This is a genomic window from Pseudomonas sp. B329 (assembly GCF_023127835.1).
Lineage (GTDB): Bacteria > Pseudomonadota > Gammaproteobacteria > Pseudomonadales > Pseudomonadaceae > Aquipseudomonas > Aquipseudomonas synxantha_A.
The window spans coordinates 327,165-353,086 of the sequence record NZ_SPKP01000003.1 but is presented as its reverse complement, the minus strand read 5'-3'; the positions used below and the strand labels follow the sequence as shown (position 1 = coordinate 353,086).

The window sequence follows — 25,922 nt, the reverse complement described above, 5'->3', positions numbered from 1 at the left end:
GCCATTACGACTACGACGCCTTCGGCAACCTGATCCGCGAACGGCGCGGCAAGGGCCATCAACTCGTTACGGAGTACCGCTACGACTGCCAGCATCGGTTAATAAAAATCACAAAACCGAACAGCGAAACCGCTAGTTATCGCTATGACCCGTTTGGGCGACGTGTCAGCAAGACCGTGGATGGCAAGACCACCGAGTTTTTCTGGCAAGGCGACAAGTTGATTGCCGAACATCATGCGGACCGCCACCGCAGCTACATCTACGAACCGGACAGCTTCCGTCCACTGGCACTGCTGGAAGGCTACGGACCACAAGCCACAACACCCTACCACTACCAACTCGACCACCTCGGCACACCGCGGGAACTGACCAGCCCCGAGGGCGAAATCGTCTGGTCCGCCCACTACCGCGCCTACGGTCAGATCGCACGGCTCGACGTAGGCAAAATCGACAATCCGCTGCGTTTTCAGGGGCAGTATTTTGACCAGGAAAGCGGCCTGCACTACAACCGCCATCGCTACTACAATCCGGATATTGGTCGTTACCTGACGCCGGATCCGGTGAAGTTGGCGGGTGGGATCAATGGTTACCAGTATGTGCCCAATCCTACTGGGTGGATTGATCCATTAGGTTTAGCTTGTGCGCCTTCAGACTGTCCTAATCCAAGCACGGGAAACAGCTGGAAACTTAACCCAGATGTCGATCTGGACTGGAGAAAACAAGCCGGCGACAGCTACCAACAAATGCATAATGGTTTGGATGAGGCTTTTCGCAGAACGGGTATACCCAAGACCGAGTACAGCGTATCGAAATGGAGCAAAGACCAATATGGAAAATCATTTCCAACGGAATGGCGGGTACAAACGGGTCCCAATAGGGGAGCTGAAGTGAATATTGACGATCCAGTACTCGTGCCAAGTAAGGAAGGCCCGAAATCCCCTCATATTGGCTATCAAACGCCTGGAAAGAGAGGTGAGGGAGGAGCAAAAAGAGGCCATATCCTGCTTCAACTCGTTCCCGTCAGCCGGTCAAGAATAGGTGTCCCCTGATGAGCTATTTGGAAGACGAAATAGACGCAGCCTTTAATACCTTGAACATCGGCGCTGGAAAGCTTGACTCAAGCGAACTCAACTTATTGATAAACGCCCTGACGAGAAAATTCTTCAAATCGCAAAGCAATGTGCTTGATCCCATCGAGCTGAACGAAAAAAGCACGGAGCACAACCCTGACTTTTGGAAGGAAATACCGTATCGCATCAGCGAGAGGGATCTAATTCTGGTGGTATTTGACTCAGCATATACCGCCTGGAAAATTGATAACTCTCGAGTTCTAGCATCTGTTTTAGGCGAAACCACCGGCTATCCATTTTGGATAACCGATAGCGAAATAACGTTTTTGGTGCATATGGATGATCATAACTGCGTCATTTGGGCATGAGGATCACTCCGCCAAACTGTTCTCTATAACCCTAATAGCCAGCCTTGATTCGCTACCCCGCCCGTGCGCACCTAAACTCTGTCCAAGTTGTTCCAACGGACAGAGGACTCACCACCATGGGCAAACGTCACCCCAATCTCCCCGCCTGGCAATGGCGTCATTACCCACAAAACCATCAGCACCCGACCAACCTGGCGTTGCACCTGATTGCCGTGCCGCTGTTTATCGTCGGTTTCCTGCTGATCGTTTCAGGGGTGTTCAGCCTGAGCCTGGCCAGCTTGGCTATCGGTGTGGTCGGCATCGTGGCGGGCCTGGCGTTGCAGCGTCACGGCCACAGCCTGGAAGCCCAGGCCAGTGAGCCGTTCAGCGACCGTAAAGATGCGGTGCAACGCCTTGTTGTCGAGCAGTTCGTGACCTTCCCGCGCTTTGTGTTGAGCGGTGGCTGGTGGCGTGCCTGGCGGCAACGTCACCACCACTGAAGGGGCTTAGGCGAACACCACCACGGTCTGGCGGCTGAGGGCGATCAACTCGCCGGTCGGGCTCCACAGCGCAGCGGCCGCATGGCCGTAGCCGTCGCGGGCATGTTCGATGTTGACGTGGTATTGGCACCAATCGAGGGTGGTCAGGTCTTGCAGCGGCTGGATGAACTCGATGGTCCAGGTCAGGGTGCTGCCTGGCGCAGGCTTTTTCAGGTGTGGCAGCAGGGCCGGCGGCCAGGCGTCGACCAGGGCGAGGATATGCGCCTCGGTCAGTGGCTCTTCTTTCACATCCCCGCGCAACCGTACCCAACCGCCCATGTCGCGGGATTTGTTACCGGTGAACGGCAGGCCGCCGACACTCCAGCGCATCGCCAGATGGCGCATGAATTCAGGGGTGACGCCCTTGATGTAGGGCAACTCCTGACATTCATCCCAATGTTTGAATACCGGCGGAGCTTCGCTCGCCACGTCAATTTCCGATGCTCGAGACGCGCCAAAGCTGGCCTGGACCAGGGTCGCCACTTCGCCGTTCTGCAACACGCGGCCGAGCAACTGGCTGACGGCCTTGCCTTCGCGCAACACTTCGACTTGATAACTGGCGGGCACATCCGGCGCGACCGGGCCGACAAAGGTGATGGCCAGGGAGCGCAAGGGGCGATCCGCCGGCACCTGCGCGCGCAGGGCCTCATATTGCAGGGCGGCGACCAGGCCGCCAAAGGTGGCTCGGCCCTGAGCCCATTCGGCAGGAATGGTGACGTCCAACGGGTTGCTTCGGGCAGCGTCGAGCAAATCACTAAAGCGCATGGCGACCTCACATCAAGAAAATCGATGGGGAATCTTAACCATCGAGACGGACCGGCACACCGCCCATTCCGGCCAAAAGCCGGACCGCGTTAAAAACAATCGGCGCTGAGTTTGTCCAGCACACGGTCAGCCTGCCCTTGAGCCTTGAGCATGGTGCGCTGCCAGATGGCAACGCAGGGTTGCAGATCCGCCTGCTGCCCGGCCTGGGCCAGCCACTGCCAGCAGTCATGCCAGTCGCCCAGGGCGCTTTGGGCTTTCTTCAATCGCGACATGGCGTTGGGGGATAGCTTGTCCAGTTCGGGGTAAGCCTCGGCGGCGTAACGCACGCGCTTGATCAGCAACCGCAGGCGGTGGCGATCATGCTCGGGATCCTTCAGGGCTTCATCGAGTTTCTGCCATTGCTTGGCCAGGCGTTTCTCGATGCGCGGGCGCAGGCCTTTGAGCAGTTTCTGGTGCTGGGAGGCGCGAATAAAGCGTGGGAATGCATCCAGAATCAGTAACAGGTGCGCCAGTTCCGGGCTTTGCGCCACATGGCGATAGGCCTCGGGTTGCAGGCGCAGGCGCCGATCAGCCGCCTCGTGATAACCGTGCTGATGCAGATACGCCGCCAGGACCTCGCGGTCACGCAGCGGCGTGGTCAATTGGCCAACCGTACTGGCGGCCAATTCAAGCTGTTCCACACCGGGCAGCCCGCGCAAAGGCCGCAACAAGCTGCGCAAGCGCCGCACGGTGGTGCGCAAATCATGCAGGGCTTCATCGTCAGTGACGGCGGCGAGGCGAGCCTGGCAGCTCAGTAACCCTACTTCCAGGCCTATGACCTGGGCGACTAACTGATTGACCAACGCTGACATCCTGCCCTCACTTTCCAATGAATAATCCTACTCGCCGCTACAGGTCAACGCCCGGCGCGAGACTCACGAATATAGAACCGCGCCTTCTGGGCTTTGTTGGAGCACCCTTCAAACGCTTCAAACTGCTGCTGGGTCTTGGCGCCAGTCAATAGCGACAGAGCCTTGGAGTAGCTCACGGTGCCAGCAAAACCTTCAGCCTTGGCCAGATCGAGTTCTTTCCAGGCGGCATCCAATTGGGAACCGCAGCTGTCGCGGTAGGCCGTCTTGCCGGCACAGCCGGCCAAGGCCAGCACGATCACAGGCACACACATCCAGGCTTTCATTGATGACACCTCAAAATAAGCAAAATCATTCGTAGCCTGTAGACGTTGCCCACAGGGAAAAGTGCCTTGTCCCTAGCCTGAAATCGGTCGTACCTATTGCCAGAGCATACCCGAGCGCAAAGGTTATCCTCTAAAAATAACCGAAGATTGAAGCCGCCCCCCGGATGGGTGCATTGTGGGCACCTGTTTTGCGAAGGACTGGGACATGAAAAAACGTGTTGCCTTAGTGCTGGGCTCCGGGGGAGCCAGGGGCTACGCCCATATCGGGGTGATCGAAGAAATCGAACGACGCGGCTATGACATCGCCTGTATCGCCGGCTGTTCGATGGGCGCGGTGGTCGGCGGCATCTATGCCGCAGGCAAGCTGGACGAATATCGAAACTGGATCGAAAGCCTGGACTACCTCGACGTATTGCGCCTGGTAGATGTGAGCTTTCGCCTGGGTGCGATTCGTGGCGAAAAAGTTTTCGGGCAGATTCGCAAAATCGTCGGCGAGATCAATATCGAAGAGCTGCGCATCCCCTACACCGCTGTGGCCACCGACCTTACCAACCAACAGGAAATCTGGTTTCAGGAAGGCTGCCTGCACCAGGCCATGCGCGCATCGGCGGCGATCCCAAGCCTGTTCACCCCGGTGATGCAAGGCAATCGGATGCTGGTGGACGGCGGTCTGCTCAACCCCCTGCCTATCGTGCCGGTGGTGTCGAGCCACTGTGACTTGATCATCGCGGTCAACCTCAACGCCACCAACCAGAAGCACTATCGGCTGCCGGTGATCCAGCGCCCGCCGGCGTTCAAAAGCCGCTTCAACAGCCTGGCCAAGTCACTCGGATCGCACCTGCCATTTCGCCGCAAACAGGCCGAGCAGTTGATGAAGCTCGAACAGGAAGCCTTGCAGGCCCAGGCAGCAGAGATCAACCCGTGGCTGGAGTCGGCTGAACCCGAATCCCAGCAACCCGCTGCCGCGCCGGAAAAAGCCGGCGCACCGAAGTCGGCGACCGGCTCGTTCATCATCGATAACGTCGGGCCTGCGTCGCTGCTGGACCTGATCAACCAGAGTTTCGAGGTGATGCAAACCTCATTGGCGCAGTACAAGATCGCAGGCTACCCGCCAGATGTGCTGATCAACGTGCCGAAGCGAGTGTGCCGGTTCTTCGAGTTCTACAAGGCGCCGGAGCTGATCGCCTTGGGGCGGGAGATCGCCAGTGATACGTTGGATCGGTACGAGAGTGAGCAGAGTTGAGCGCGTGGGTGGCGCTGATGGCCTCATCGCGGGCAAGCCCCACATTTTAATCTGTGAATACACTCAAAATGTGGGAGGGGGCTTGCCCCCTCCCACAAAAACTCAAGCATTCAGCAACCGATACCCCACCCCCGCCTCGGTCACGATAAACCGTGGCTGCGTCGGGTCATCCGCCAGTTTCTGGCGCAGGTGCCCCACCACGATACGCAGGTAATGGCTGTCTTCGGTGTGAGTCGGGCCCCAGATGTCCTTGAGCAATTGCTGCTGGGTAATCACCCGCCCCGGATGCCGGGCCAGTTGCGCCAGCACTGCATACTCCTTGCGGGTCAGCGCCACTTCGGCACCGTCCAGCAGCACGCGGCGATAAGCCAGGTCCACCGTCAGCGGGCCGAAATTCAAGGCGGCTTCCTGGGCCTCTCCCGCCGGTGCCTGACGCAACAACGCACGCACCCGAGCGAGGAATTCCTGGATGCCGAAGGGCTTAGTCACGTAGTCATTGGCGCCACCGTCAAGAGCCTCGACTTTCTGGCCTTCACTGGCCCGCACCGACAGCACCAGCACCGGTACCGTCGACCACTCGCGAAACTCGCGCAGCACCTGCTGGCCGTCCATGTCGGGCAGCCCCAGGTCGAGCACCAGCAGGTCCGGTTTGTTCAGGGCCGCTTGCGCCAGGCCTTCGTTGCCGGTGCCGGCCTCGATCACCTTATAGCCCTGGGAGGCCAGGCTGATGCGCAGGAATTTGCGGATCTGCGGTTCGTCATCTATGACGAGAATCGTCGCGGTCTGGCTCATGGTGTCTCATCAAAATCCGTTAAAAAATCACCCCATTCAGGAGCTATTCAAAGGTCAGTGTCCAAGCCAGGTTGAGATTGTAGCGGCAGAAACAACGTGATGCAGGTACCCCGCCCATCAATGCCATCGGCCACGCTGATATGCCCGCCGTGCGCACCCACCATGCCCTGGCAGATCGCCAAACCGAGGCCAGTGCCCTGTCCGCCCCGATCACCGCGGGCAGCGGTATAGAACATGTCGAAAATCTTCGCACGCTCCTCCTCGGGAATCCCCGGCCCTTCATCCGCCACGGCAAAAAACAACTGCTCATCCTGCACGCCAGCGCGCAACTGCAAGCGACCCTGGGGCGGCGAAAACCGGGCGGCGTTTTCCAGCACATTGACCAATGCCTGTTCGATCAACGCCGCATGCACATACAACAAGGGCAGTTCCGACGGCACCTCGGTGCTCACTTGCAATGGCGCCAGCACCGCGCGCAAACGCCCGAGGGCACTGCCGACGATATCACCGGGCGACACCCAGTCGCGCGCCAGTTTCAGCGCGCCGTGGCCCAGCCGCGTCATGTCCAGCAGGTTCTGGATATAGCGGTCCAGGCGCTCGGCCTCATCACGGGTGCCTTCAAGCAATTCGCGACGATCCTCCATGGGAATGGCTTCGCCGAGGGCCAGCAGGCTATCGATACTGCCGCGCATGGAGGTCAACGGCGTGCGCAAATCGTGGGACACCGACGCCAGCAAGGCGCTGCGCAGTTGTTCGGTTTCGCCGTGCAGACGCGCCGACTCCAACTCTTGCCCCAACTGCGCCCGCGCCAGCGCCTGGGCCAGTGGCTGGCTCAAGGCAGTGAGCAAACGTCGGCGTTGCCCGCTCAACTCCAGGCCCGGTTTGGCGCTGACACCGAGCAAGCCCAGCGGCCCCTCTTCACCCGACAACGGCCACCACCACCAACGTCCGAACGGCAAGGTGCCGGTGCCCATACCGGCAGGCTGATCATGCTGCCAGGCCCAATCGGCGGCAGCGCGTTCGGCTTCGGTGAGGGTCAGCGGGCCACCGGTCTCGACCGTCCAGCCGCCCTGACCGTCGCGATTGACCAGACACAAGTCAAGGTCGCGCCAGCCTTGCAGATGGTGGGCGGCGGCGCTGATCACGGCTTGGCGATCGGTGGCCGCCGTGAGCTTGCGCGACAGGTCGAGCAGCTCGCTGGTTTCTTCCTGGGTATCGCGCAATGCCTGCAGCTGGCGGCGCTGGCGCGCGGCGAGGTTGCCGGTCAGGGCTGCCATCAGCAGGAAGAACAGCAGGGTCAGCACATCCTCTTCGCGCTGAATGGCGAAGGAAAAGTTCGGCGGGATAAACAGAAAATCGTAGGTCATGAACGACAGCGCCGCGCATACCAGCGACGGCCCCAGGCTGCTGCGCACCGCCACCAGCAATACGGCAGCGAGAAACACCAGCGAGATATTCGGCAGCGGCAACACACTGGACACGGCCCAAGCCACGGCCGCAGCAACCACCGTGGCAACCACCGCCAAAGCGTAATCGAACCACACTAACCCGCGCACATCCGGCAAGCGTGGCGGCGTCGGTATGTCATCGCTGTCGAGGACGTTGATTTCCAGGCCACGGGCATTGCGCAACAGCCGCGCCGCCAAGCCACCACCGAACAAGCGCCGGCGCCAGCGCATCCGCGACTGCCCCACCAGCAACAAACTGGCACGGCGTTCGGCGGCGTGCTGGATCAGGGTCTTGGCGACCTCCCCGGCCCGCAGTAACACCACTTCGCCGCCCAACCGCTCCGCCAGTTGCTGGGCGTTCTGCAGACGCAGGCGCGATTGCTCATCCCGCGCTCGGCCGTTGTCGACGTGCACCAGGCTCCAGGGTAAATGCCGACGCTGGGCCACGCGACTGGCATGACGCACCAGGCGTTCGGCTTGCGCATCACCATCCACGCCCACCAGCAAACGCCCACGTACCGCCGGCGCGGCCTGTCCGAGTTGGCGATAGCCCTGGGCCAGATCATCGTCGACGTGGGCGGCGGCGGTTTGCATCGCCAGTTCGCGCAGGGCCATGAGGTTGGTCTGGGTGAAAAACGCATCGATAGCCGCACGCGCCTGTTCGGGCACATACACCTTGCCGTCACGCAGGCGTTCGAGCAGTTCGCGCGATGGCAGGTCGATCAGCAACAGTTCGTCGGCCTCTTGCAGCACCCAGTCCGGCAGGGTTTCGCGCACTTGCACGCCGGTGATGCCACGCACCTGATCATTGAGGCTTTCCAGGTGCTGGACGTTGACCGTAGTGAACACGTTGATGCCGGCGGCGAGCAGTTCCTGAATGTCTTGCCAGCGCTTTTCATGACGGCTGCCGGGGGCGTTGCTGTGGGCCAGTTCATCTACCAGCACCAGCTTGGGCTTGGCGGCGAGCAGGCCGTCGAGGTCCATTTCTTCGAGCATCACGCCGCGGTATTCGCTGCGCAACAGCGGTTGTTGCGGCAGGCCGCTGAGCAAGGCTTCGGTCTCGGCGCGGCCGTGGGTTTCGACCACCCCGGCAATCAGCCGTACGCCCTGGCGCAGTTGGGTGTGGGCCGCCTGGAGCATGGCGTAGGTCTTGCCCACGCCAGGCGCGGCACCGAGGAAGACCTTGAGCCGGCCACGGCCAGCCCGGGGCAGATCGGCTAACAGGGCATCGGCGCGGCCGGAGTCGCTCATACGGGTTCCTTCAGGTATTTATAGAGAGTCTTCAAGGCCGCCATCGCGGGCAAGCCCGGCTCTCACAGTGGAATGCATTCCAAATGTGGGAGCCGGGCTTGCCCGCGATGGCGATCGCCTTGCTTACAACACTTCCAAAGCCATATTCAACGCCAGGACATTCACCACCGGCGGCCCTACCAACGGGCTTTCGATGTGCTCATCCATCAACCGCTGCAAGGTCGCCACCGGCACATTGCGCGCTGCCGCCACTCGCGCCAGTTGATAGGCAATCGCCTGCGGTGGCAAGTGTGGATCAAGGCCGCTGCCGGAGGTCGTCAGCGAGGCCAGTGGCACCGGGCCCTGGCCAGGCACTGATTGTTTGCCGGCATCCTCGACTATGCGGGTCGCCAAGGCCGGATTGCTGGGGCCCAGGTTACTGGCACTGCTGGACACCGTCGCAAAGGCTCCTGCTGACGGGCGTGGATGAAACCAGCGGTCGCCGGTAAAGTCCTGGGCGATCAGGCTGGAGCCGCGCACCTTGCCGCTGGCGTCGTGCACTAGGCTGCCATTGGCCTGATCGGGGAAGGCCACTTGCGCCACGCCCGTGACCACCAGCGGGTAGGCGACGCCGGTGATCAGGGTCATGAGTACCAGCAGACTCAGGGCGGGGCGGATGATGTTTGTCATAGTCAAATCCTCAATAAATCAGACAGGTCAAACCAGGTGCAGCGCCGTCAGCAGCATGTCGATGGCTTTGATACCCACGAACGGCACCAAGAGCCCGCCCAGGCCGTAAATCAGCAGGTTGCGCCGCAGCAAGGCCGCCGCACTCGCCGCTTGCACCCGTACACCGCGCAGCGCCAGGGGAATCAGCACCACGATAATCAAGGCGTTAAACACAATGGCCGAGAGGATCGCGCTCTGCGGGCTCTGCAAGTGCATGATGTTGAGCACGCCCAGTTGCGGGTAGATCGAGGCGAACAGCGCCGGCAGGATTGCGAAGTACTTGGCCACGTCGTTGGCGATGGAAAAGGTCGTCAACGCGCCACGGGTTACCAGCAATTCCTTGCCGATCTGCACCACGTCCAGCAGCTTGGTCGGGTCGCTGTCGAGGTCGACCATGTTGGCCGCTTCGCGCGCGGCCTGGGTGCCGTCGTTCATGGCCATGCCGACGTCAGCCTGGGCCAGCGCCGGGGCGTCGTTGGCGCCGTCGCCGCACATGGCAACAAGGCGACCATCGTTTTGTTCATGGCGAATACGCGCGAGTTTCTTCTCTGGCGTGGCTTCGGCCAGCACGTCATCCACCCCGGCTTCAGCGGCAATCGCGGCGGCGGTCAGGGGGTTGTCGCCAGTGACCATCACGGTGCGAATCCCCAACTTGCGCAACTCGGCAAACCGCTCGCGGATGCCGGGCTTGACCACGTCCTTGAGATGGATCGCACCGAGCAATTTGCCATCGGCGCAGACCAGCAATGGGGTGCCGCCGCTTTGGGCGATCTTGTCGATTTCCCGCGACAGCGCAGGTAAAAGCTCGCTGCGTTGCTGGCCGATAAACGCCAGCAGCGAATCCACGGCGCCTTTGCGGAACACGCGGCCCTGATAGTCGACACCCGACAATCGGGTCTCGGCGCTGAAGGGTACGGCGGTCAATTCATCCAGGCTTGGCTCGGCCTGCGGGTGCAAGGCACGCAGGTATTCAACGATGGATTTGCCTTCCGCCGTGTCATCGGCCAGGGATGCCAGCAGCGCGCCTTCAGCCAATTCCCGACCACTGACGCCAGGCGCCGCGACCACGGCCGAGCAACGACGGTTACCAAAAGTAATGGTGCCGGTCTTGTCCAGCAGCAACACATGCACGTCCCCCGCCGCTTCCACGGCGCGGCCGGACTTGGCGATCACATTGAGACGCACCAGGCGATCCATGCCGGCAATCCCGATGGCGGACAACAAGCCGCCAATGGTGGTGGGAATCAGCGTCACCAGCAGTGCGACCAGGAACACCAGAGGCAGGCTGCCATTGGCAAAATGCGCGAACGGCTGCAAGGTCACCACTACCAGCAGGAAGATCAGGGTCAGGCCGATCAGCAGGATATCCAGCGCGACTTCGTTGGGGGTTTTCTGGCGTTTGGCGCCTTCCACCAACGCAATCATGCGATCCAGTGTGGACTCACCCGGGTTGGCGGTGATGCGAATCAGCAGCCAGTCCGACACCAGCCGTGTGTTGCCGGTAACGGCTGAGCGGTCACCGCCGGACTCGCGGATGACCGGGGCGGATTCGCCGGTGATCGCCGCTTCGTTGACCGCCGCAATACCTTCGACGACCTCGCCGTCACCGGGGATCATTTCCCCCGCGGCAACACGTACCACATCGCCCTTGCGCAGGCTGGTGGCCGGCACCACCTTGAAGCTGCCATCGGCCTCCTGGCGCCGGGCGCTCAAACCTTCGCTGCCGGCCTTGAGGCTGTCTGCGCGGGCCTTGCCGCGGCCTTCGGCCAGGGCTTCGGCGAAGTTGGCGAACAGCACGGTGAACCACAGCCACACGGCGATTTGCACCGCAACAAAGGTGGGCACGGTGGTATCGGGCACAAAGCACAATACGGTGGTGAGGATGGCGGTCAGTTCGACCACCAGCATCACCGGCGAGCGTTGCAGTTGGCGTGGGTCGAGCTTGACGAAAGCCTGGACCAGCGCCGGGCGCCAGAGCGCCGAGATGGCGGTTTTGGCAGGCTCCTGGGTTTTGACCGGGGCCGCGTTTTTTGCAGGCATATTCATTTTCATGTCCCTTTAGAAGCCCATGCTCAGATGTTCAGCGATAGGCCCAAGCGCCAGCGTCGGCAGGAAAGTCAGGCCGCCCACCAGCAAAATGGTCACGGTCAACAAGGTCACGAACAGCGGGCCATGGGTGGGGAAGCTGTTCTGGCCAATCGGTGCGGCCTTCTTCATCGCCAGGCTGCCGGCCAGAGCCAGCACCGGGAGGATGTAGCCAAAGCGGCCGATCAACATGCCCAGGCCGAGCATCAGGTTATGGAACGCGGTGTTGGCACCGAGGCCGGCAAACGCCGAACCGTTGTTGGCACTGGCCGAGGTGTAGGCGTAAAGCAACTGACTGAAGCCGTGGGGGCCAGGGTTACTGATCGCGCCCGCCGGGCCCGGCAGGCTGGCGGCGATGGCACTCAACACCAGCACGCCGACCGGCATGACCAGCAGGGTCACCACCAGCAATTGCACTTCCTTGGCCTGGAGTTTCTTGCCCAGATATTCCGGCGTGCGGCCGATCATCAGGCCGGCGAGGAACACCGCGATCAGTACGTTAAGCAGCATGCCGTACATGCCAGCACCGACGCCGCCAAAGATCACTTCGCCAACCATCATGTTGACCAATGCCACCATCCCACTCAGCGGGCTGAGGCTGTCCTGCATACCGTTGACCGAGCCGTTGGATGCCGCGGTAGTGGTCACCGACCACAGCACGGTGCCGGTGGTACCGAAGCGTGTTTCCTTGCCCTCCAGCGGTGCGGTTTGCTCCACGGCCGGGTTGTTCAAGGTCGGATTGGGCTGGTATTCGGACCACAGCGACGTCGCGCCGCCGATCAGGAACAGCGCCAGCATACACGCGAGGATCGCCCGGCTCTGACGCAGGTCTTTGACGTAGTGGCCGAAGGTAAATACCAACGCCACCGGGATCAGAATGATCGAGGCCACTTCGAACAGGTTGGCCCAGGCTGTCGGGTCTTCGAACGGATGCGCCGAGTTCACCCCGAAGAAGCCGCCGCCATTGGTGCCCAGTTGCTTGATCGCAATCTGGCTGGCCGCCGGGCCCAAGGGAATCACTTGGTCCACGCCCTGCAGCGTGACGGCGTCAACATAGTGGGCGAAGGTTTGCGGCACGCCCTGCCACACCAGGAACAGTGCGAGCACCAGGCACAACGGCAGCAGGCCGTAGAGGGTGGCGCGCGTCATGTCGACCCAGAAGTTGCCCAAGGTCTGGGCAGATTTGCGCCCGATCCCACGGCACAAGGCAACCAGGACGGCGAGACCGGTCGCCGCACTGACGAAGTTCTGCACAGTGAGGCCGGCCATCTGGCTGAGATAACTTAGGGACGCCTCACCGCTGTAGTTCTGCCAGTTGGTATTGGTCATGAAACTGACGGCGGTGTTGAACGCCAGGGTCCATTCCTGGCCCGGCAACTTCTGCGGGTTCAGTGGGAGGGAGCCCTGGAATAACAGGATCGAGAACAACAACAAGAAGCCCGCCAGGTTGAACGCGAGCAAGGCCAGCATGTATTTCTGCCAGCTCTGTTCCTGCTGCGCGTCCACGCCCGAAAGGCGATAACAGGCCTTTTCGACAGGCCCCAACACCGGCGTCAACCACGTGCGCTGGCCTTCCATCACCTTGTAGTAGAACCGCCCCAAAAACGGTGCCGGCACCAGTACCACGGCAAAAAAGGCGATGATCAGCCAATAGTCATAACTGTGCATAGCCCGCTCCTAGTTCCGATCCGCGCGTAACAGCGCAACCAGCAGATAAATGAACAGCGCCACGGCCAATAGCAGTGACACTCCGTCCAGAACGCTCATGGAAATTTCCCCGTCTTGCGGCGATTGCCGCGTGTGGGGCAATTGTCGGCAGGAGTGGTGTAAAGGAACGAGAGCGAGGTGTTGGGTGGGGCGTAAAGATGGCGTAAAGAGTGGGTTTATGCCGGGTTTACAGGAGATTCGCAGTGGCAGGGAGGGCCTCATCGCGGGCAAGCCCGGCTCCCACAGTGGAATGCATTCCAAATGTGGGAGCCGGGCTTGCCCGCGATGGCGGCATGTCAGACACCACCGCCCTTATCTGGTGCGCGCCAAGCCACATTCAAACGCCAAACCGTCCCGCAGGCGACACCAGCACTGCTTTGCGACAGGGTTTCGTAGCCTGGCATAACCACTGCAACACCCTGAATCATTCCAACCCCTTCAGGGAGCACGCGAAAATGACCACACACCTAAAACCCACCTTGGGCACCCTGCATCTATGGGGCATCGCCGTCGGGCTGGTGATTTCCGGCGAGTACTTCGGCTGGAGCTATGGCTGGGGCGTGGCCGGCACCTTGGGCTTCTTGGTGACCTCAATGATGGTCGCCGCCATGTACACCTGCTTTATCTTCAGTTTCACCGAGCTGACCACCGCCATTCCCCATGCCGGAGGCCCCTTTGCCTACAGCCGTCGCGCCTTTGGTGAAAAAGGCGGCTTGATTGCCGGGCTGGCTACCTTGATCGAATTCGTCTTCGCCCCGCCCGCAATTGCCCTGGCCATCGGCGCCTACCTGAACGTGCAATTCCCGGCACTTGATCCCAAGCACGCCGCCGTCGGCGCTTATATCGTGTTCATGGGCCTGAACATCCTCGGGGTCAAACTTGCCGCGACCTTTGAGCTGGTGGTGTGCGTACTCGCCGTCGCCGAACTGCTGGTGTTCATGGGCGTGGTCGCCCCGGCGTTCAGCTTCAGCAACTTCGCCCTCAACGGCTGGGCCGGTTCCGACACCTTCGGCGCGCCGGCGATTGCCGGGATGTTTGCCGCCATCCCCTTCGCCATCTGGTTCTTCCTCGCCATCGAAGGCGCCGCCATGGCCGCCGAAGAAGCCAAGGACCCCAAGCGCACGATTCCAAAAGCCTATATCAGCGGCATCCTGACCCTGGTGATCCTGGCCATGGGCGTAATGTTCTTCGCCGGTGGCGTGGGTGACTGGCGCACCCTCTCGAACATCAACGACCCATTGCCCCAGGCGATGAAAACCGTAGTCGGCGAAAGCTCCGGCTGGTTGCACATGCTGGTGTGGATTGGCTTGTTCGGGTTGGTGGCGAGCTTCCACGGCATCATCCTCGGCTACTCGCGCCAGTTCTTCGCCCTGGCCCGCGCCGGTTACCTGCCGCCTTTCCTGGCCAAACTGTCGCGTTTTCAGACACCCCATCGAGCAATTATTGCCGGCGGCCTGGTCGGCATCGCCGCCATCTACAGCGACGGCCTGATCAACCTGGGCGGCATGACCCTGACCGCGGCGATGATCACCATGGCGGTGTTCGGCGCCATCGTCATGTACATCATGAGCATGCTCAGCCTGTTCAAACTGCGCAAGACCGAGCCCCTGCTGGAACGCACCTTCCGCGCACCGGGCTACCCCATCGTGCCAGGCATTGCACTGGTACTGGCGGTGGTGTGCCTGGTGGCGATGGCCTGGTTCAACGCCCTGATCGGGCTGATCTTCCTGGGCTTTATGCTGGCAGGCTTCATCTATTTCCAACTGACCGCGCAAGACCGCGCCGACGCCCCGACAGATGCGATGTTGACGGGACTATAGCGCCCGCGAGGCAGAACGGGCCTACACTGAACTACTCAGAAAGCCCGTGACTCAAAGCAGTCATTACCGTGGGAAACTTTCCCACGGACATCTGCCTCAAGGAGAGCCTTATGCCGTGGTATGCGTGGTTGATTATGGTAGTCGCAATCGGCTCGATCGTCGGAGGGCTGATGATGCTGCGCGACAGCGCCAACAAAGTCGAACTCACCGACGAACAACGTAAACGCGTGGCCGAGCGCAATGCGCAGGCGGATGCCAAGGATGCGCAGGATCGCTGAACCTTGAGTTACTCCCAATCCGCCTTGGCGATATGCAAACCGTGCTGCCCCTTGTAGGCAGCACGTTCCGGCTGGCTCCAGCCATTGAGCAACTCATCCTCCAACCGGTAGATCTCCACCCCCAACGGACGACACACCGTCAGCGGATCCTGCGCATCCGGCCCCCACATCGGTAGCGATAAATCCCCGCCAGGGCACGTCGACAACGCACACAGCAAATCAATCTCGGCAAAAAACTCCAGGTAATCACCCTTCTGCGCCGGACAGGCTTTCATAAAGTACATGTCATCGTGATTGAGGCCCGTGCACTGGAAAATATTCAACACGTCATGCACGTCGAATTCCGTCAGCCCATGGGGCAATACCGCACGGGTCAGGTTCGAGTGGCAATGGTGATGAAAGTCCTCCCCAGTCAGCATCCGGTTCACATAGGGATCGCAGCGCGTACCGAGCAAATCGTGCAGGCGTCCGCCGTATTCATCGATGCCGTAACTGGCGAGGCTGTCGTCGGTGATGGTCACCAGTGGCCGTAGAAAAGGCAGGTTCGACCACAAGCGATCATGGGTGCTGACATGGGCACCCTGAAGCTGCCGAGTGCGCGCAGCCCACAAACGCTCGCGCGGGTCATTGGCGTTCCATACGTTGAAGTCCCCCACCTGCGGGCCCACCGGCGTGGTCACACGGAACACATGCCCGGCCGGCACTTTCCATGCCCTGCCCGTACGGATAGGTACCTCGAACTGTTCGATCAACGTGCGCTGGGTTTTCTGATCACGAATGCGCTCATAGAACGCCGTATCCACCTGCAATGCTGAGCCTTTGCTGACTTGGTACGCGGCCGGATAGTCTTTGTACATGGGGCAATCCTCCATCAAGGGTGATCAAACAAGGCCAGGGAAAGATGTTCCGAATCATCCAGGTACAGGCTCATCGCCTCGCTGGCGGCCTGGGTTTGGTTGCGGGTTAACAGCGTGTATATCTCATGGTCGCGCTCCAGCCAGGGTAACTGGAAACTCTGCTCATCCGGCGCGGCGCAAAACACCAGGCGCAGCTGGGCGATCACCTGGGCAAAAAACTCGTCGAACAGTGGGCTGTCCATCAACGCGACGATCTGTTGGTGGAAAACAAGACTGTGGGTAGCCACCGCTCGCCAATCTTCGCGCTCCCGGGCCAGGGTGGTGGCGTCGATAGCGTTTTGCATGCGGCCTGATTGAGTGTCCGTCAGCGGGCCGCTTTGGGCTATGGCCTGCAATTGCAGGGTGCGGCGGACTACGAAGAGGTCACGTACTTCTGCCCGCTGCAGGCGCCGAACCATTACGCCCTTATTGCGGACATAGCGGGTAAGCCCTTCTTGGCCCAAGCGATGCAGCGCCTCACGGATAGTATTGCGCGAGGCGTTGTAGCCCTTGACTAAGTCGGCCTCGACGAGCGACACACCCGGCAGCAGCCGCCCGCCGATAATGTCGGCGCGTAATTCCAGGGCGATTTGGTCGGCTAAAGACAAGCTGGACGTCATGTACACCTCAAGATTGTTGAACAATCGTTGAGTTGAATGTAATCACGTTTCATGCCAACGCGGCCTGAGAGTAAATAGACGCAGCTTTGATAAAGGAAAGGCCGGTCAATGACCGGCCTTCTGGGGCTATCTTCGCATCTTCAATTAATAACCAATCTGTCGCGATTCTTCTCCAGCAGTGCTTTACCGATGCCTTTTACTTCCAGTAACTCATCCACCGCCGTGAACGGACCGTTGCTTTCGCGATACGCAACGATTGCCTTCGCCTTGGAAGCGCCGATACCGAACAGGTCGCGGCGCAGGGTTTCGGCATCGGCGGCGTTGAGGTTGACCTTGGTGGATTGCTCGATCTTGGTCATTTGGGTGGAGATTGGGCTTGAAGCTTCCGGCTTGATGGAGGGCGCAGCGATGGTGGCGACGGAGAGGCTAGTGAGGAAGGCGAAGACGAGGGATGAAATGTAGAGGTTTTGCATTGGTGACGCTCCATGACATCAGTAAGAGAAAAGCAGCTTTTCCGAAGCTGCTTTTCTAACTTAGGTGATTGCTAGAGACTGTCAAAAACTGATAAGTAACCGTGTGTGTTTAAAAATCAGGTCATAAAATTGCACCAGGGCCGATCAAACGTAAGCGTCCGAGCTTCACCGCCTTGCGGCTCAAACCTAAATTCGTTTAAACCACTGACTCACGCGCTCGCACTTAATGCCGCTGGATCAAAAACATCGCCATGCCATTCAACCATGTCGTCATGCTCTGGATGATTGGGGTGGGCCATCGCCGCCAAAAAGTCCTCATAGCCAGCCCCGCCACCCACATTTTCCGGTGGGCAAGCATTGGCGCCATCGATGCAATACGGCACCTGAGGACAGGCAATAGCGGGTAACGTTTTTTCGACCTTGATACTGTGATGCCAGCTGTCACCAAAGTCGTAGAGATAATTAAATGTCCGCTTTCCGTTCAACGCCTTGATCAGCGTTTTACGAGCTTCCGGATTAACCGTCGGCCTCCCAGCCATTGGGATAACGCTCACCGGCAATTTCAAACTCATGCAGATGGCTATCATCTCCAACCCATCACGGCCTGGATGACACGGTGCAGTTTGCCCAAGGTGGTGTTTCAGGCCCCGCGAACCGGCGCCAAATCTTCGGATTGATCCACTTCAGCTCAATGCGCAGCAGCAACAGGTCGGAGGCGGGTTTGGGTAAACGGACAATTTTAACCATGGATCAGGCGGCCTCGCAGTGTTCAGAGTGGTTCAAAGAAATATTCAAGGGCAGCAACTCACTTACCCGATTGATTGGGTGTTCGGCAATGTGCTCCAGCACATAAGTCAGATACGCCTGTGGGTTCAATCCGTTTAGCTTGGCCGAACCCACCAGGCTGTAAATCGCCGCTGCTCGTTCTCCGCCGGTATCGGAACCGGCAAACAGATAGTTTTTGCGCCCCAGCGCGACGGCGCGCAGCACCCATTCGGCGGCGTTGTTGTCGATTTCGATTCGGCCGTCATCGCAGTAACGCGTTAAAGCCTGCCACCGGTTTAGGGCGTACAGGATTGCACCGCCCAATGTCGATTTTTTCGACAGTTGAGTGAGCGTCTGGTTAAGCCATGTGTGTAGTTGTTCCAGCAGCGGACTGGCCCGGCTTTGCCGAATCGCTTTGCGTTGGTCTGGCGGTTGCCCTCGAATTTCGCTCTCGATGGCATACAGGGCAGCAATTCTTTGCAGCGCCTCACCAGCAAGTGGTGAAGCCTGGTCTTTGTAGACATCGTAAAACTTGCGGCGGGCATGAGCCCAGCAGGCGGCTTCCCGAATAATGCCCGTCGCATACAACTGAGCAAAACCGGCATAGCCGTCAGCCTGCAAGATCCCGCTGAAACTCTTGAGATGAGCGCGGGGATGTTCTCCCTTGCGATCTGGCGAGTAGGCAAACCATACAGCCGCGGGCGTCGTGTAACCAGCAGACCGGTCGTCGCGCACGTATGTCCAGAGGCGAGCCGTTTTGGTTTTGCCGTGGCCCGGCGCGAGCACGCCAATTGGTGTGTCGTCGGCATGAACTTTGTGCCCGCTCATGACATGGCGCTCAAGCGCGTTGACCAGTGGCCTGAGCAATTGGCTGCTCTGGCCCACTCAGTCGGCCAGGGTTGAGCGCTCCAGATCCACGCCCTCACGGGCGTAGGTCTCAGACTGGCGATACAAAGGCAGATGATCGACAAATTTAGAGACAAGCACGTGAGCCAGCAGCCCAGGGCCTGCAAGGCCTCGGACTATCGGGCGACTCGTTGCAGGCACTTGGGCAATGTGCTCGCAGCAACTGCAAACCATCTTCGGGCGCACATGCCGGATCACTTTAAAACGCGCCGGGACGTACTCCAGCACCTCAGACACATCCTCACCCAACTGGCGCAGCTTCCCACCGCAGCCAGAACATTGCGACTCGGGCTGATGCACGTGGATTTCGCGAGGCAGATGTTCAGACAACGGCTTGCACCGAGAGACGACGCGAGGAGGCGATTCGGTTGGCGGCGTCAGTTCACAGTCTGGATGACTTGCAACTCTTCAAGGCTCAACTGGAGTTGATCGATCATCGCGCCCAATTGCTCGGAACTGCGACCGAACTGCATACAACGCAGCTTGGCGATCATCATGTTCAACCGCTCAATCTCTGCCCGCTGGGCAGAGACCAGAGCTTTCAAGGCTTGAAGATCGTTAGGCAGGGAGTCGGTCGCGACACGGAGGCGCCAGGCTGGAGGGTCGCCTCGACGACTTGGCGTTTGAACGCCAGCGAAAAGTTGGGGTGGCGACCGGTTCGACGAGCGGGGGCAACTGTATCCAAGATAGTGTCCACTAAAAAATGGTGTCCACTATCTTGGCTAATTTGGAGGGCGGCCAGGAGAGGGTGCTGACCGGACGGTTACCTTCATTAAGCTGCGGAACGTCATTTAACGCCGGCATAGCCCGTGCCGTAGGCTTGGTACGCAAGCACAGCCATTATGGCGCTGGCTCCGTCGGCAGTGATGGCGGCGGCGGTTGACAAGCGAGCCTGCCTGGTTTTACAGGAGGACTGGCGCAACCGCTAACCCCTCCAAAGCGCAAAGTTTCGGAACTCCTCTCATAAGCCGCCCCCCAAAAGCGCAAAGCGCTCCATTACCTCAAGGAAATGATAGGGCTGGAGACCGCACTCTACAAGGGGGGCGCCTTTAGTTCTGGAACGGTCCACCTTCCCTCGGCGTCCTGCCGAACGAAATTTACCGACTGCCCTGTCGCAATTTCAAAACACGTCTACAGTCTCTGTTACTCGAACGGACCTCGATTACAACAATACAAAGGAATCATCATGCATAGGATCGCTTTTGCGAACGCCTTGCGCGGTATCGCCGCCCTCTGCGTGGTCAATGCCCACTACGTCCTGATGTTCAATTACATCAAGGGCGCATACGGCGGGCTGCTTCCCCTGACGGAGCCTGTATTCCCATCCTGGATGCTCGAAACCTTCAATCCTATCGGAAACATGAACATGGGCGGCTTTGGCGTGGCCTTGTTCTTTCTGATCAGCGGCTTGGTCATTCCGATTTCTGTCGCAAGTCTTAATGGAAGCGCTCTCGCAAAAACAAAATTTGTGATCGGTCGTATTTTCCGTATCTGGCCGACGTACGCCGTTGGCCTGCTTGTCACCCTTGGAGCCCTCAGCGTAGCGGCCGCGTATATGGACAATAACGCTCCCTATACCGCTTCGCAGGTTCTCATGCAGATGTCCCTATTCCGTGATTGGTTCGGCAGCTCGGCGCCGCTGGATGGGGTGGTGTGGACGCTGGAGGTTGAAGTTAAATTCTATCTAGCAGTGTTGCTGTTCTGGTCGATGATTAGCCGGGGAAAACTTCTCCCTCTATACGCGCTAAGCGTATCTACCGTGATGGTGGCTAACTTTTATCCGGGGAATATCCACCAGGCCGGCGCGCTAGCCGCCTTCGTTTTTCCGATAAAATACATTTTCTTCATGATGATCGGCGTGGCATTCAACTATCACTACCGGGGTTTTATTAGCAGCGAAAAACTCTTTGCCATAAGTATCAGTATGCTATGCGTTTTTGGTTACAGTGGATTCACCGAGGGGTGGCCCTTTGAAGTAATCGCGGCCTACTTTATGGCTTTTGCCTTTTTCACAGTTCTATATCTTTTTGCAAGCAGTTGGGCGGGCGGCCCTATCTTCACTTTTTTTTCAAACATCAGCTATCCGCTATATGCCTGCCATGGCGCACTAGGCTTTGTTGGCATGAGAATTATGATAGATCATGGAATTGGTGCCATTCCTGCCCTAATCATCCAAACGACGGTTACTATTTTTGTTTCATGGATCATCCACAAGGCGGTTGAAGACCCAACTCACCGTATGGGGAAAAGGATAGTCGCAAGCATAGGGAAGTCACGACAGATAAGCAGGTTCACTAGATCTACTGTCTAGTCCTGAAATAGGTTTACACCTGTTTCAGTCTCAAAACGCCCGATGCACCGCATCGGGCGTTTTGTATTTCAGGGACAGGTGTGGCCGTTCCCCGTTGTAGATCAGCACCGACTCATCCACCATTTTCACTGCGTCCGCCAGATTTTTAGGGCGATACAGCAGGAACTCGGTCTTCAAAATGCCGTTTATCCTCTCCGCCAGAGCATTCTGGTAACCAGGTGGCGCAGAAGGTGGCAGGAAACACCTGCCACTGGTGGCATAACAGTCGTCTGGAGCTGAATCGCGTGCTTACTATTGCGTGGTTCGACAGGCAGGGATTAGTACGTCTCTCATAACCTCAATCTCTCGAACCGCCCGGTGCGGAGCCGCATGCCGGGTGGTGTGGCAGGGGAGCGGCCTGTGAAGGCCGCCCCCTATGCCGATGCCTGCGCAAAACTATCCGGTGATTTCGCTAATATTCACGTCCGGGATCGCCTCGGACCAAATGATTTCCTCGCGATCTCGCTGGTAGTTTTTGGTCATGCCCTCACTCGCATGGCCTGCGATCTTCTGCCCATCCTTTCCGGCTTTCTTGTACAGGTGCAGCGACAGCGCTCACACCTCATGGAAGCGTGGCATCTCTTCCTCCTCCCATTCTACGTAGCAGTTTTGCGGCCTCTCCGGCCTCCTTGAGCACTTACGTCAAATACCGCTCCTCAATCTGCGTCCAGTGTCCTTTGTCTGTGCCTGCTTATGTTTCAGCCGGGCCGACTTGCAGTATACAAGGTATGGTGAAAAGGCCGTCTTGGCGAGCAGTCGGAGCGGGAGGCGAACTGCGTGCCGATGCGGCTCTATGAGAGCGGAACGCCCGGATCGATCAAGGACGTGGCACTGCGGCAAAGCAGACGCTACGCCTGGGTCACCACAACTTCTTCAAGGACGTGTAGTGATGATGCCCCGTCAAATACTGGGCGCGATCCTGCTGGCGATGGTGATCAGCGCCACCGGCACATGGCAGGTGCTGGACTCGCGCATGAGCCAGAAGTTGGCCGAGCACGAGGGGCTGCACAGTGATGTCCCGGCCGCGATCAGTAATGCCGATGCCTCCAGCTTGCATTGCTTATCTCCGGCTGGCTGTCAGTTTTCCTCGAGGATTCAGCCAGTGGCTGAAATGAGCCTGCCACTCGTAGCGCCGGTGGCGTGGTTCATGCAGCCCATCTAGCAAAGCTTGACCCCGCGCATGTTCCAAGAATTACTGCCATAACCGACGACGGAAACAAAGCCGTAATAGTCCAGTGCGCGTGTCAGGCTTACGCGCGTGCGTTTACCTGTTGGCTGCGCTTAAAGGACTAACTGGCAGCTATTGGTGGTGAGGTGATCTGGATCAGCTGAGGTGTAGAAAAAATATATTTATCAATTGGTTACGTAATTACTTTAAAAAATAGCTGTATATATGTACAGTTGTTGGTGCGCCGATTTGGCGTTACTTAAATAGTTACGAGGAGAATCATGCCAATCTATAAAGATACCCCTTACGTTTTCACCCCCGACCCTGAAAATGACAACGGCCCTCAGATTCAGTCCTTGCTAAAAGCTGGCTACCGCTGGCTGCAAATCAATGGTCCTGAATGCCCAATTGGAACCACGGTCCTTCTCAACCGTGACGACAACTGGCCCTATAGCGGCCAGATAATCGAGCCGGCACCAGGCATCGACAAGGTGACAATTGACGTTTCTGGCGTTGGGAGAAATTCAGAACAGCCGACCGATCCTAGCTATGCCGGCATCGACTACCAGGGGAACGTGCGCCCGGGAAGCTACCTGACGGCGCCGGCATACGTAAATACGACTCAAATATTTGTCGCTGACACGACGCCTTATACAAATGGGTCGTGGATCGTGATCTCGGACGCATCCACCGACTTCGACACCTACTCGATGCCGCTTGATGGGCCGCTCGAGGTGCGCCAGGTCATCTATGTATTGGCAGACTCTCTGATTCTTAACCGAGTTATGAAGCGTGATCACCCCGAGAACGCTATTGTTGCCTTGTGCGAACCCATCAAGAATGTTTACATTCGGAACCTCGAGTTCACCGGTAACGCCACTGTTGGCTTGCACTTGCACTACGCGCAGCACTGTGTGTTCGAGAACATTACATCAGTAGATTGGACTGGCCGCTGCATGCTTTTGCTTGATAATGGCGGTGAGTACAACACGATTCTTAATAGTTACTGCACTGCGACGGAGCCTGGTATTGAATCCGGTCAAACCGCATGGGGCGTTGTCATTGAAGGACAGGACTCCACCCGCGTGATCAATTCAGGCGGTGAGAACTGTGGCGTTGGGATGGGCATGAATTACAGTATTGATTGCGTGTCAATTAATGCGCGCGCGCAGCTCAACACAGTAAATGTTGGAGTTTATACTTCGTCAATTCGGACTGGATTTCTCCGACCTACTGTTGAGGGCGGGATTATTCTAGATACAGTGATCACGGATGATTGTGTGGATTGCTATATGGTCGAGCCACTACCTTTTTCGTGAATTTTTAGTGAAAGGAAAGCCCGCAGAACGCGTAATGCTGTTCACTTAAGCATTTGAGCTCACGCTGGGCTTCCTAGAAAATCCGATGCCAAACTCCTAGCATCGGATTTTTTATGTCTATTCAGCAAGAACTGCTCGACCTTGGCGACCTTTTTAACTTCTCAGACCTGAGCACCTTCACCCAGAACATCCCGGTCGAGTGGGTTGCATCGGCACTCGGGCTCTCCTCCCAAGCCACCATCCGTAGGCGCCGCTTGCCAGCCGATCAGGTGCTTTGGCTCGTTCTGGGGATGGCGTTGTTTCGTATGCGATCCATAAACCCCACCTGCCCAACGGTTTACTGTGGCATTTCGGGTGAGTAGTTCCACGGTAGCAGAGCTTCGTAGTCTGTTACTGACGAGGCGTGCGGCAGCCACGTAAAGGCTCTTGGCCGTTGACCTTGGCGGTCTCGACCAAGCTGTAGATCTTCGCGCTGGCACTGGCACCGTTGACGGTATCACTGAATAGCCAGGCCTTGCACCCGATGACAAACGGCTTGATCGCTCTTTCGGCCGCGTTGTTGTCGATGGACAAGTAACCCGCTTCGACATAACGCTCCAGCCGGCTCCAGTTATTCGCCAGATAATGCACGGCCTTGCCCAACGCACTTTGTGCCGTCACCTTCGACTGGGTTTTATCCAGCCAGCTTTTCAGTTGGATCAGGATTGGCGGCTTCTCTCCTGTCGACCGACAAACCGCTGTTCATCGCTGACGTCCTTGAGCTCACGCTCAATGCCGTACAGCTTGTTGATCATCGTCAGCGCGATATCGGCCCGTCCGGTTTTACCCATGGGCTGCACTTTTTGCGCGTCCACGAACTTGCGACGCGCGTGGGCCATGCACGCCAGACGTTCCACACCTGGCTGCAAAGCCAACGCGTTATAGCCGGCGTAGTCGTCGGTCATGACATAGCCACAGTAACTTTCCAGCAAGCGCAACGGCACTTCCTGCGCACGGCTGGACGTGTAATCAAACAGCACGACTTTTCGATCAGGTGGGCCACTGGCCCGCCCCCACATCCAGGATTGACTGGTCGGGTCTCGATCCGGTTCTTTCAACACCTGGACACGGGTTTCATCGCAGTGGATGACCGGGCTTTCCAGCAGCCGGTCACGCATCAAATTGATCAGCGGCTGAAAGTGTTCGCTGCACTGGATAATCAGCGAGCCAGCGTTTGCCGAGGGATCTCGATGCCGTGTCGGCTCAGCACACTTTCGAAGCGGTGCAGCAACAGACCATCGACGTATTTGGTCGTTAGCAGCATGGCCAGTACGCTTGGGCTGGCCATGCTCCTTTCGATCAGTTGCGCAGGTTTATCAGCCGTGACCGGGGCTGATTCGCAGCCTCTGCACCCATAGACCTTGCGGATATGTTTGATGACCCGGATCTGTATCGGCACGATGTCCAGTTGCTCGCTGGTCTCTTCGCCGATGGCATGTTTGCGGCAACCGCAAGTACAGGTCAGTTCGTGTTCGGGCAGTTCATGGATGACTTCGATACGCGGCAGATCGGCCGACAACGGTTTACGCTTGCCACGGCGTGCTGTCGGCGAAACAACTTCTTCATCGGCGTCACCGACTGAAGGCATCGGCTCACTTTCAGGCTCATTGAACAAGGCCAGTTGCGGCGTATTGGGCTCACCGGTTTGCTCGGACTTTCGCCCCAACAGACGGTCGCTCAACAACTTGATCTGTTCTTTCAGATCGACGATGTGCGTCTAATAAGCCTGGGACGATTTCTCCTGGCGATTGAGCGCCTCAAGCAGCAATTGCTTGAGCAAGACAGATCATCAGGAAGGTCATCGGGTCAGGCCACATAGCGCGGCGTCAAAACCTGATGGGGACGATTCCAGAGATCAAAACCGTCGAGCAACTAGTTCAGTTCCTGAACGCTGAGGATGATCGCCTCGTCCGTGGCATCGGGCGACCTTGATGCGGTTACGGGCTTTGTTGAGGAAGACGAACAGTACAGGGTCAAACACGGCCACCTTGATATCTAGCTCAACCAAGGCTGTAAGGCCGTCGATGGACTTTCGAAAGTCCACGGGCTTGGGGTAGAGATAGACTTTTTCGACTTTGCTGTCGGGGCGCATCATGGCTGGCAGCCCCCCAGAAAGAAATCGGGAGCGCAGCATCGGGCTTCAGTTAGTTGCTTGGAAT

At 58.5% G+C, this 25,922-nt stretch carries 22 protein-coding genes and 8 pseudogenes; 12 read left to right on the top strand and 18 right to left on the bottom strand.

Annotated features, from left to right (window positions below; genetic code table 11):
- The 3 genes from E4P00_RS02245 to E4P00_RS02235 all read left to right on the top strand — a co-directional run.
- Nucleotides 1–1,049: polymorphic toxin type 47 domain-containing protein (locus E4P00_RS02245; RefSeq protein ID WP_248130589.1), on the top strand; the 1,049-nt coding region annotated here is incomplete at its 5' end.
- Nucleotides 1,049–1,438: a hypothetical protein gene (locus tag E4P00_RS02240; protein ID WP_032877153.1), complete on the top strand. Its 390-nt coding sequence runs from the start codon at nt 1,049–1,051 to the stop codon at nt 1,436–1,438. The genes E4P00_RS02245 and E4P00_RS02240, both read left to right, overlap by 1 nt.
- A gap of 116 nt (nt 1,439–1,554) precedes the next feature.
- Nucleotides 1,555–1,917 (top strand): Mpo1-like protein, encoded by a 363-nt coding sequence (locus E4P00_RS02235; RefSeq protein WP_005786360.1) that lies wholly within the window; start codon nt 1,555–1,557, stop codon nt 1,915–1,917.
- Nucleotides 1,918–1,923: 6 nt separating this feature from the next.
- Here the strand turns inward: E4P00_RS02235 and E4P00_RS02230 are convergent, their stop codons facing one another.
- From E4P00_RS02230 to E4P00_RS02220, 3 genes are all read right to left on the bottom strand, one after another.
- Entirely contained in the window at nt 1,924–2,721 is a 798-nt protein-coding gene (locus E4P00_RS02230) for a thioesterase family protein (protein ID WP_032877154.1), read from the bottom strand.
- Nucleotides 2,722–2,810: 89 nt separating this feature from the next.
- Nucleotides 2,811–3,572 carry a CHAD domain-containing protein gene (locus tag E4P00_RS02225; RefSeq protein WP_005786356.1) on the bottom strand — a complete coding sequence of 254 codons (762 nt, stop codon included), beginning with the start codon at nt 3,570–3,572 and terminating at the stop codon, nt 2,811–2,813.
- Nucleotides 3,573–3,616: 44 nt separating this feature from the next.
- Nucleotides 3,617–3,895, bottom strand: coding sequence for a hypothetical protein (locus tag E4P00_RS02220; protein ID WP_005786355.1), 279 nt, complete (start codon nt 3,893–3,895; stop codon nt 3,617–3,619).
- 205 nt (nt 3,896–4,100) lie between these two features.
- On the opposite strand from E4P00_RS02220, the gene E4P00_RS02215 reads away from it, so the two are divergent.
- Nucleotides 4,101–5,138 (top strand): patatin-like phospholipase family protein, encoded by a 1,038-nt coding sequence (locus E4P00_RS02215; protein WP_005786353.1) that lies wholly within the window; start codon nt 4,101–4,103, stop codon nt 5,136–5,138.
- A gap of 102 nt (nt 5,139–5,240) precedes the next feature.
- On the opposite strand, the gene E4P00_RS02210 is transcribed toward E4P00_RS02215, so the two are convergent.
- The 6 genes from E4P00_RS02210 to kdpF form a co-directional block, all read right to left on the bottom strand.
- Nucleotides 5,241–5,930, bottom strand: coding sequence for a response regulator (locus tag E4P00_RS02210; RefSeq protein WP_078820683.1), 690 nt, complete (start codon nt 5,928–5,930; stop codon nt 5,241–5,243).
- Between the two features lie 47 nt (nt 5,931–5,977).
- The gene (locus tag E4P00_RS02205; RefSeq protein WP_248130588.1) at nt 5,978–8,629 is read right to left on the bottom strand and encodes a sensor histidine kinase KdpD; all 2,652 of its coding nucleotides are present in this window, start codon (nt 8,627–8,629) and stop codon (nt 5,978–5,980) included.
- Between the two features lie 123 nt (nt 8,630–8,752).
- Complete coding sequence (kdpC, locus tag E4P00_RS02200; RefSeq protein WP_248130587.1) at nt 8,753–9,298, bottom strand: potassium-transporting ATPase subunit KdpC; 546 nt, start codon at nt 9,296–9,298, stop codon at nt 8,753–8,755.
- A 27-nt stretch (nt 9,299–9,325) separates the two neighbouring features.
- A complete protein-coding gene (gene kdpB, locus E4P00_RS02195) occupies nt 9,326–11,383 on the bottom strand; it encodes a potassium-transporting ATPase subunit KdpB (RefSeq protein ID WP_177464404.1) in 2,058 nt (685 codons plus the stop codon).
- 12 nt (nt 11,384–11,395) lie between these two features.
- A complete protein-coding gene (kdpA, locus tag E4P00_RS02190) occupies nt 11,396–13,090 on the bottom strand; it encodes a potassium-transporting ATPase subunit KdpA (RefSeq protein WP_216090934.1) in 1,695 nt (564 codons plus the stop codon).
- Between the two features lie 9 nt (nt 13,091–13,099).
- Nucleotides 13,100–13,189 carry a K(+)-transporting ATPase subunit F gene (kdpF, locus tag E4P00_RS02185; protein WP_003218754.1) on the bottom strand — a complete coding sequence of 30 codons (90 nt, stop codon included), beginning with the start codon at nt 13,187–13,189 and terminating at the stop codon, nt 13,100–13,102.
- Nucleotides 13,190–13,584: 395 nt separating this feature from the next.
- Between kdpF and eat the strand changes: the two genes are divergently transcribed.
- Both eat and E4P00_RS02175 read left to right on the top strand, forming a co-directional pair.
- Nucleotides 13,585–14,949, top strand: coding sequence for an ethanolamine permease (eat, locus tag E4P00_RS02180; RefSeq protein ID WP_248130586.1), 1,365 nt, complete (start codon nt 13,585–13,587; stop codon nt 14,947–14,949).
- Between the two features lie 110 nt (nt 14,950–15,059).
- Complete coding sequence (locus E4P00_RS02175; protein WP_003172675.1) at nt 15,060–15,227, top strand: DUF2897 family protein; 168 nt, start codon at nt 15,060–15,062, stop codon at nt 15,225–15,227.
- Nucleotides 15,228–15,235: 8 nt separating this feature from the next.
- On the opposite strand, the gene E4P00_RS02170 is transcribed toward E4P00_RS02175, so the two are convergent.
- From E4P00_RS02170 to E4P00_RS02150, 5 genes and pseudogenes are all read right to left on the bottom strand, one after another.
- Nucleotides 15,236–16,084, bottom strand: coding sequence for a DUF1989 domain-containing protein (locus tag E4P00_RS02170; RefSeq protein WP_032877162.1), 849 nt, complete (start codon nt 16,082–16,084; stop codon nt 15,236–15,238).
- A gap of 14 nt (nt 16,085–16,098) precedes the next feature.
- Nucleotides 16,099–16,743 (bottom strand): GntR family transcriptional regulator, encoded by a 645-nt coding sequence (locus E4P00_RS02165; protein ID WP_103733583.1) that lies wholly within the window; start codon nt 16,741–16,743, stop codon nt 16,099–16,101.
- A 140-nt stretch (nt 16,744–16,883) separates the two neighbouring features.
- Nucleotides 16,884–17,216: a ComEA family DNA-binding protein gene (locus E4P00_RS02160; protein WP_005786335.1), complete on the bottom strand. Its 333-nt coding sequence runs from the start codon at nt 17,214–17,216 to the stop codon at nt 16,884–16,886.
- A gap of 186 nt (nt 17,217–17,402) precedes the next feature.
- Nucleotides 17,403–17,963: pseudogene (locus tag E4P00_RS02155) on the bottom strand (plasmid pRiA4b ORF-3 family protein).
- Nucleotides 17,964–17,966: 3 nt separating this feature from the next.
- A pseudogene (locus E4P00_RS02150) lies at nt 17,967–19,453 on the bottom strand (IS66 family transposase).
- 620 nt (nt 19,454–20,073) lie between these two features.
- Between E4P00_RS02150 and E4P00_RS02145 the strand changes: the two are divergent.
- On the top strand, nt 20,074–21,198 hold the full coding sequence (locus E4P00_RS02145; protein ID WP_248130585.1) for an acyltransferase: 1,125 nt from the start codon (nt 20,074–20,076) through the stop codon (nt 21,196–21,198).
- Between the two features lie 30 nt (nt 21,199–21,228).
- Here E4P00_RS02145 and E4P00_RS02140 read toward each other — a convergent pair.
- Nucleotides 21,229–21,411: pseudogene (locus E4P00_RS02140) on the bottom strand (integrase core domain-containing protein); the annotation flags it as partial.
- Nucleotides 21,412–21,413: 2 nt separating this feature from the next.
- Here E4P00_RS02140 and E4P00_RS02135 point away from each other — a divergent pair.
- Nucleotides 21,414–21,533, top strand: a pseudogene (locus E4P00_RS02135) (maturase); the annotation flags it as partial.
- A 100-nt stretch (nt 21,534–21,633) separates the two neighbouring features.
- On the opposite strand, the pseudogene E4P00_RS02130 reads toward E4P00_RS02135, so the two are convergent.
- Nucleotides 21,634–21,972, bottom strand: a pseudogene (locus E4P00_RS02130) (integrase); the annotation flags it as partial.
- Between the two features lie 154 nt (nt 21,973–22,126).
- Here E4P00_RS02130 and E4P00_RS02125 point away from each other — a divergent pair.
- The 4 genes and pseudogenes from E4P00_RS02125 to E4P00_RS02115 form a co-directional block, all read left to right on the top strand.
- A complete protein-coding gene (locus tag E4P00_RS02125; protein WP_348984602.1) occupies nt 22,127–22,399 on the top strand; it encodes a hypothetical protein in 273 nt (90 codons plus the stop codon).
- Nucleotides 22,312–22,530, top strand: a pseudogene (locus E4P00_RS29015) (hypothetical protein); the annotation flags it as partial. The gene E4P00_RS02125 and the pseudogene E4P00_RS29015, both read left to right, overlap by 88 nt.
- Nucleotides 22,531–22,686: 156 nt before the next feature.
- Nucleotides 22,687–23,724 carry a hypothetical protein gene (locus E4P00_RS02120; RefSeq protein WP_248130584.1) on the top strand — a complete coding sequence of 346 codons (1,038 nt, stop codon included), beginning with the start codon at nt 22,687–22,689 and terminating at the stop codon, nt 23,722–23,724.
- Between the two features lie 119 nt (nt 23,725–23,843).
- Nucleotides 23,844–24,041 (top strand): annotated as a pseudogene (locus E4P00_RS02115) (transposase domain-containing protein); the annotation flags it as partial.
- 20 nt (nt 24,042–24,061) lie between these two features.
- Here the strand turns inward: E4P00_RS02115 and E4P00_RS02110 are convergent.
- Nucleotides 24,062–25,578: pseudogene (locus E4P00_RS02110) on the bottom strand (IS66 family transposase).
- A 40-nt stretch (nt 25,579–25,618) separates the two neighbouring features.
- Nucleotides 25,619–25,858: an IS66 family insertion sequence element accessory protein TnpB gene (gene tnpB, locus E4P00_RS02105; RefSeq protein ID WP_248130583.1), complete on the bottom strand. Its 240-nt coding sequence runs from the start codon at nt 25,856–25,858 to the stop codon at nt 25,619–25,621.
- Nucleotides 25,859–25,922: the final 64 nt, after the last annotated feature.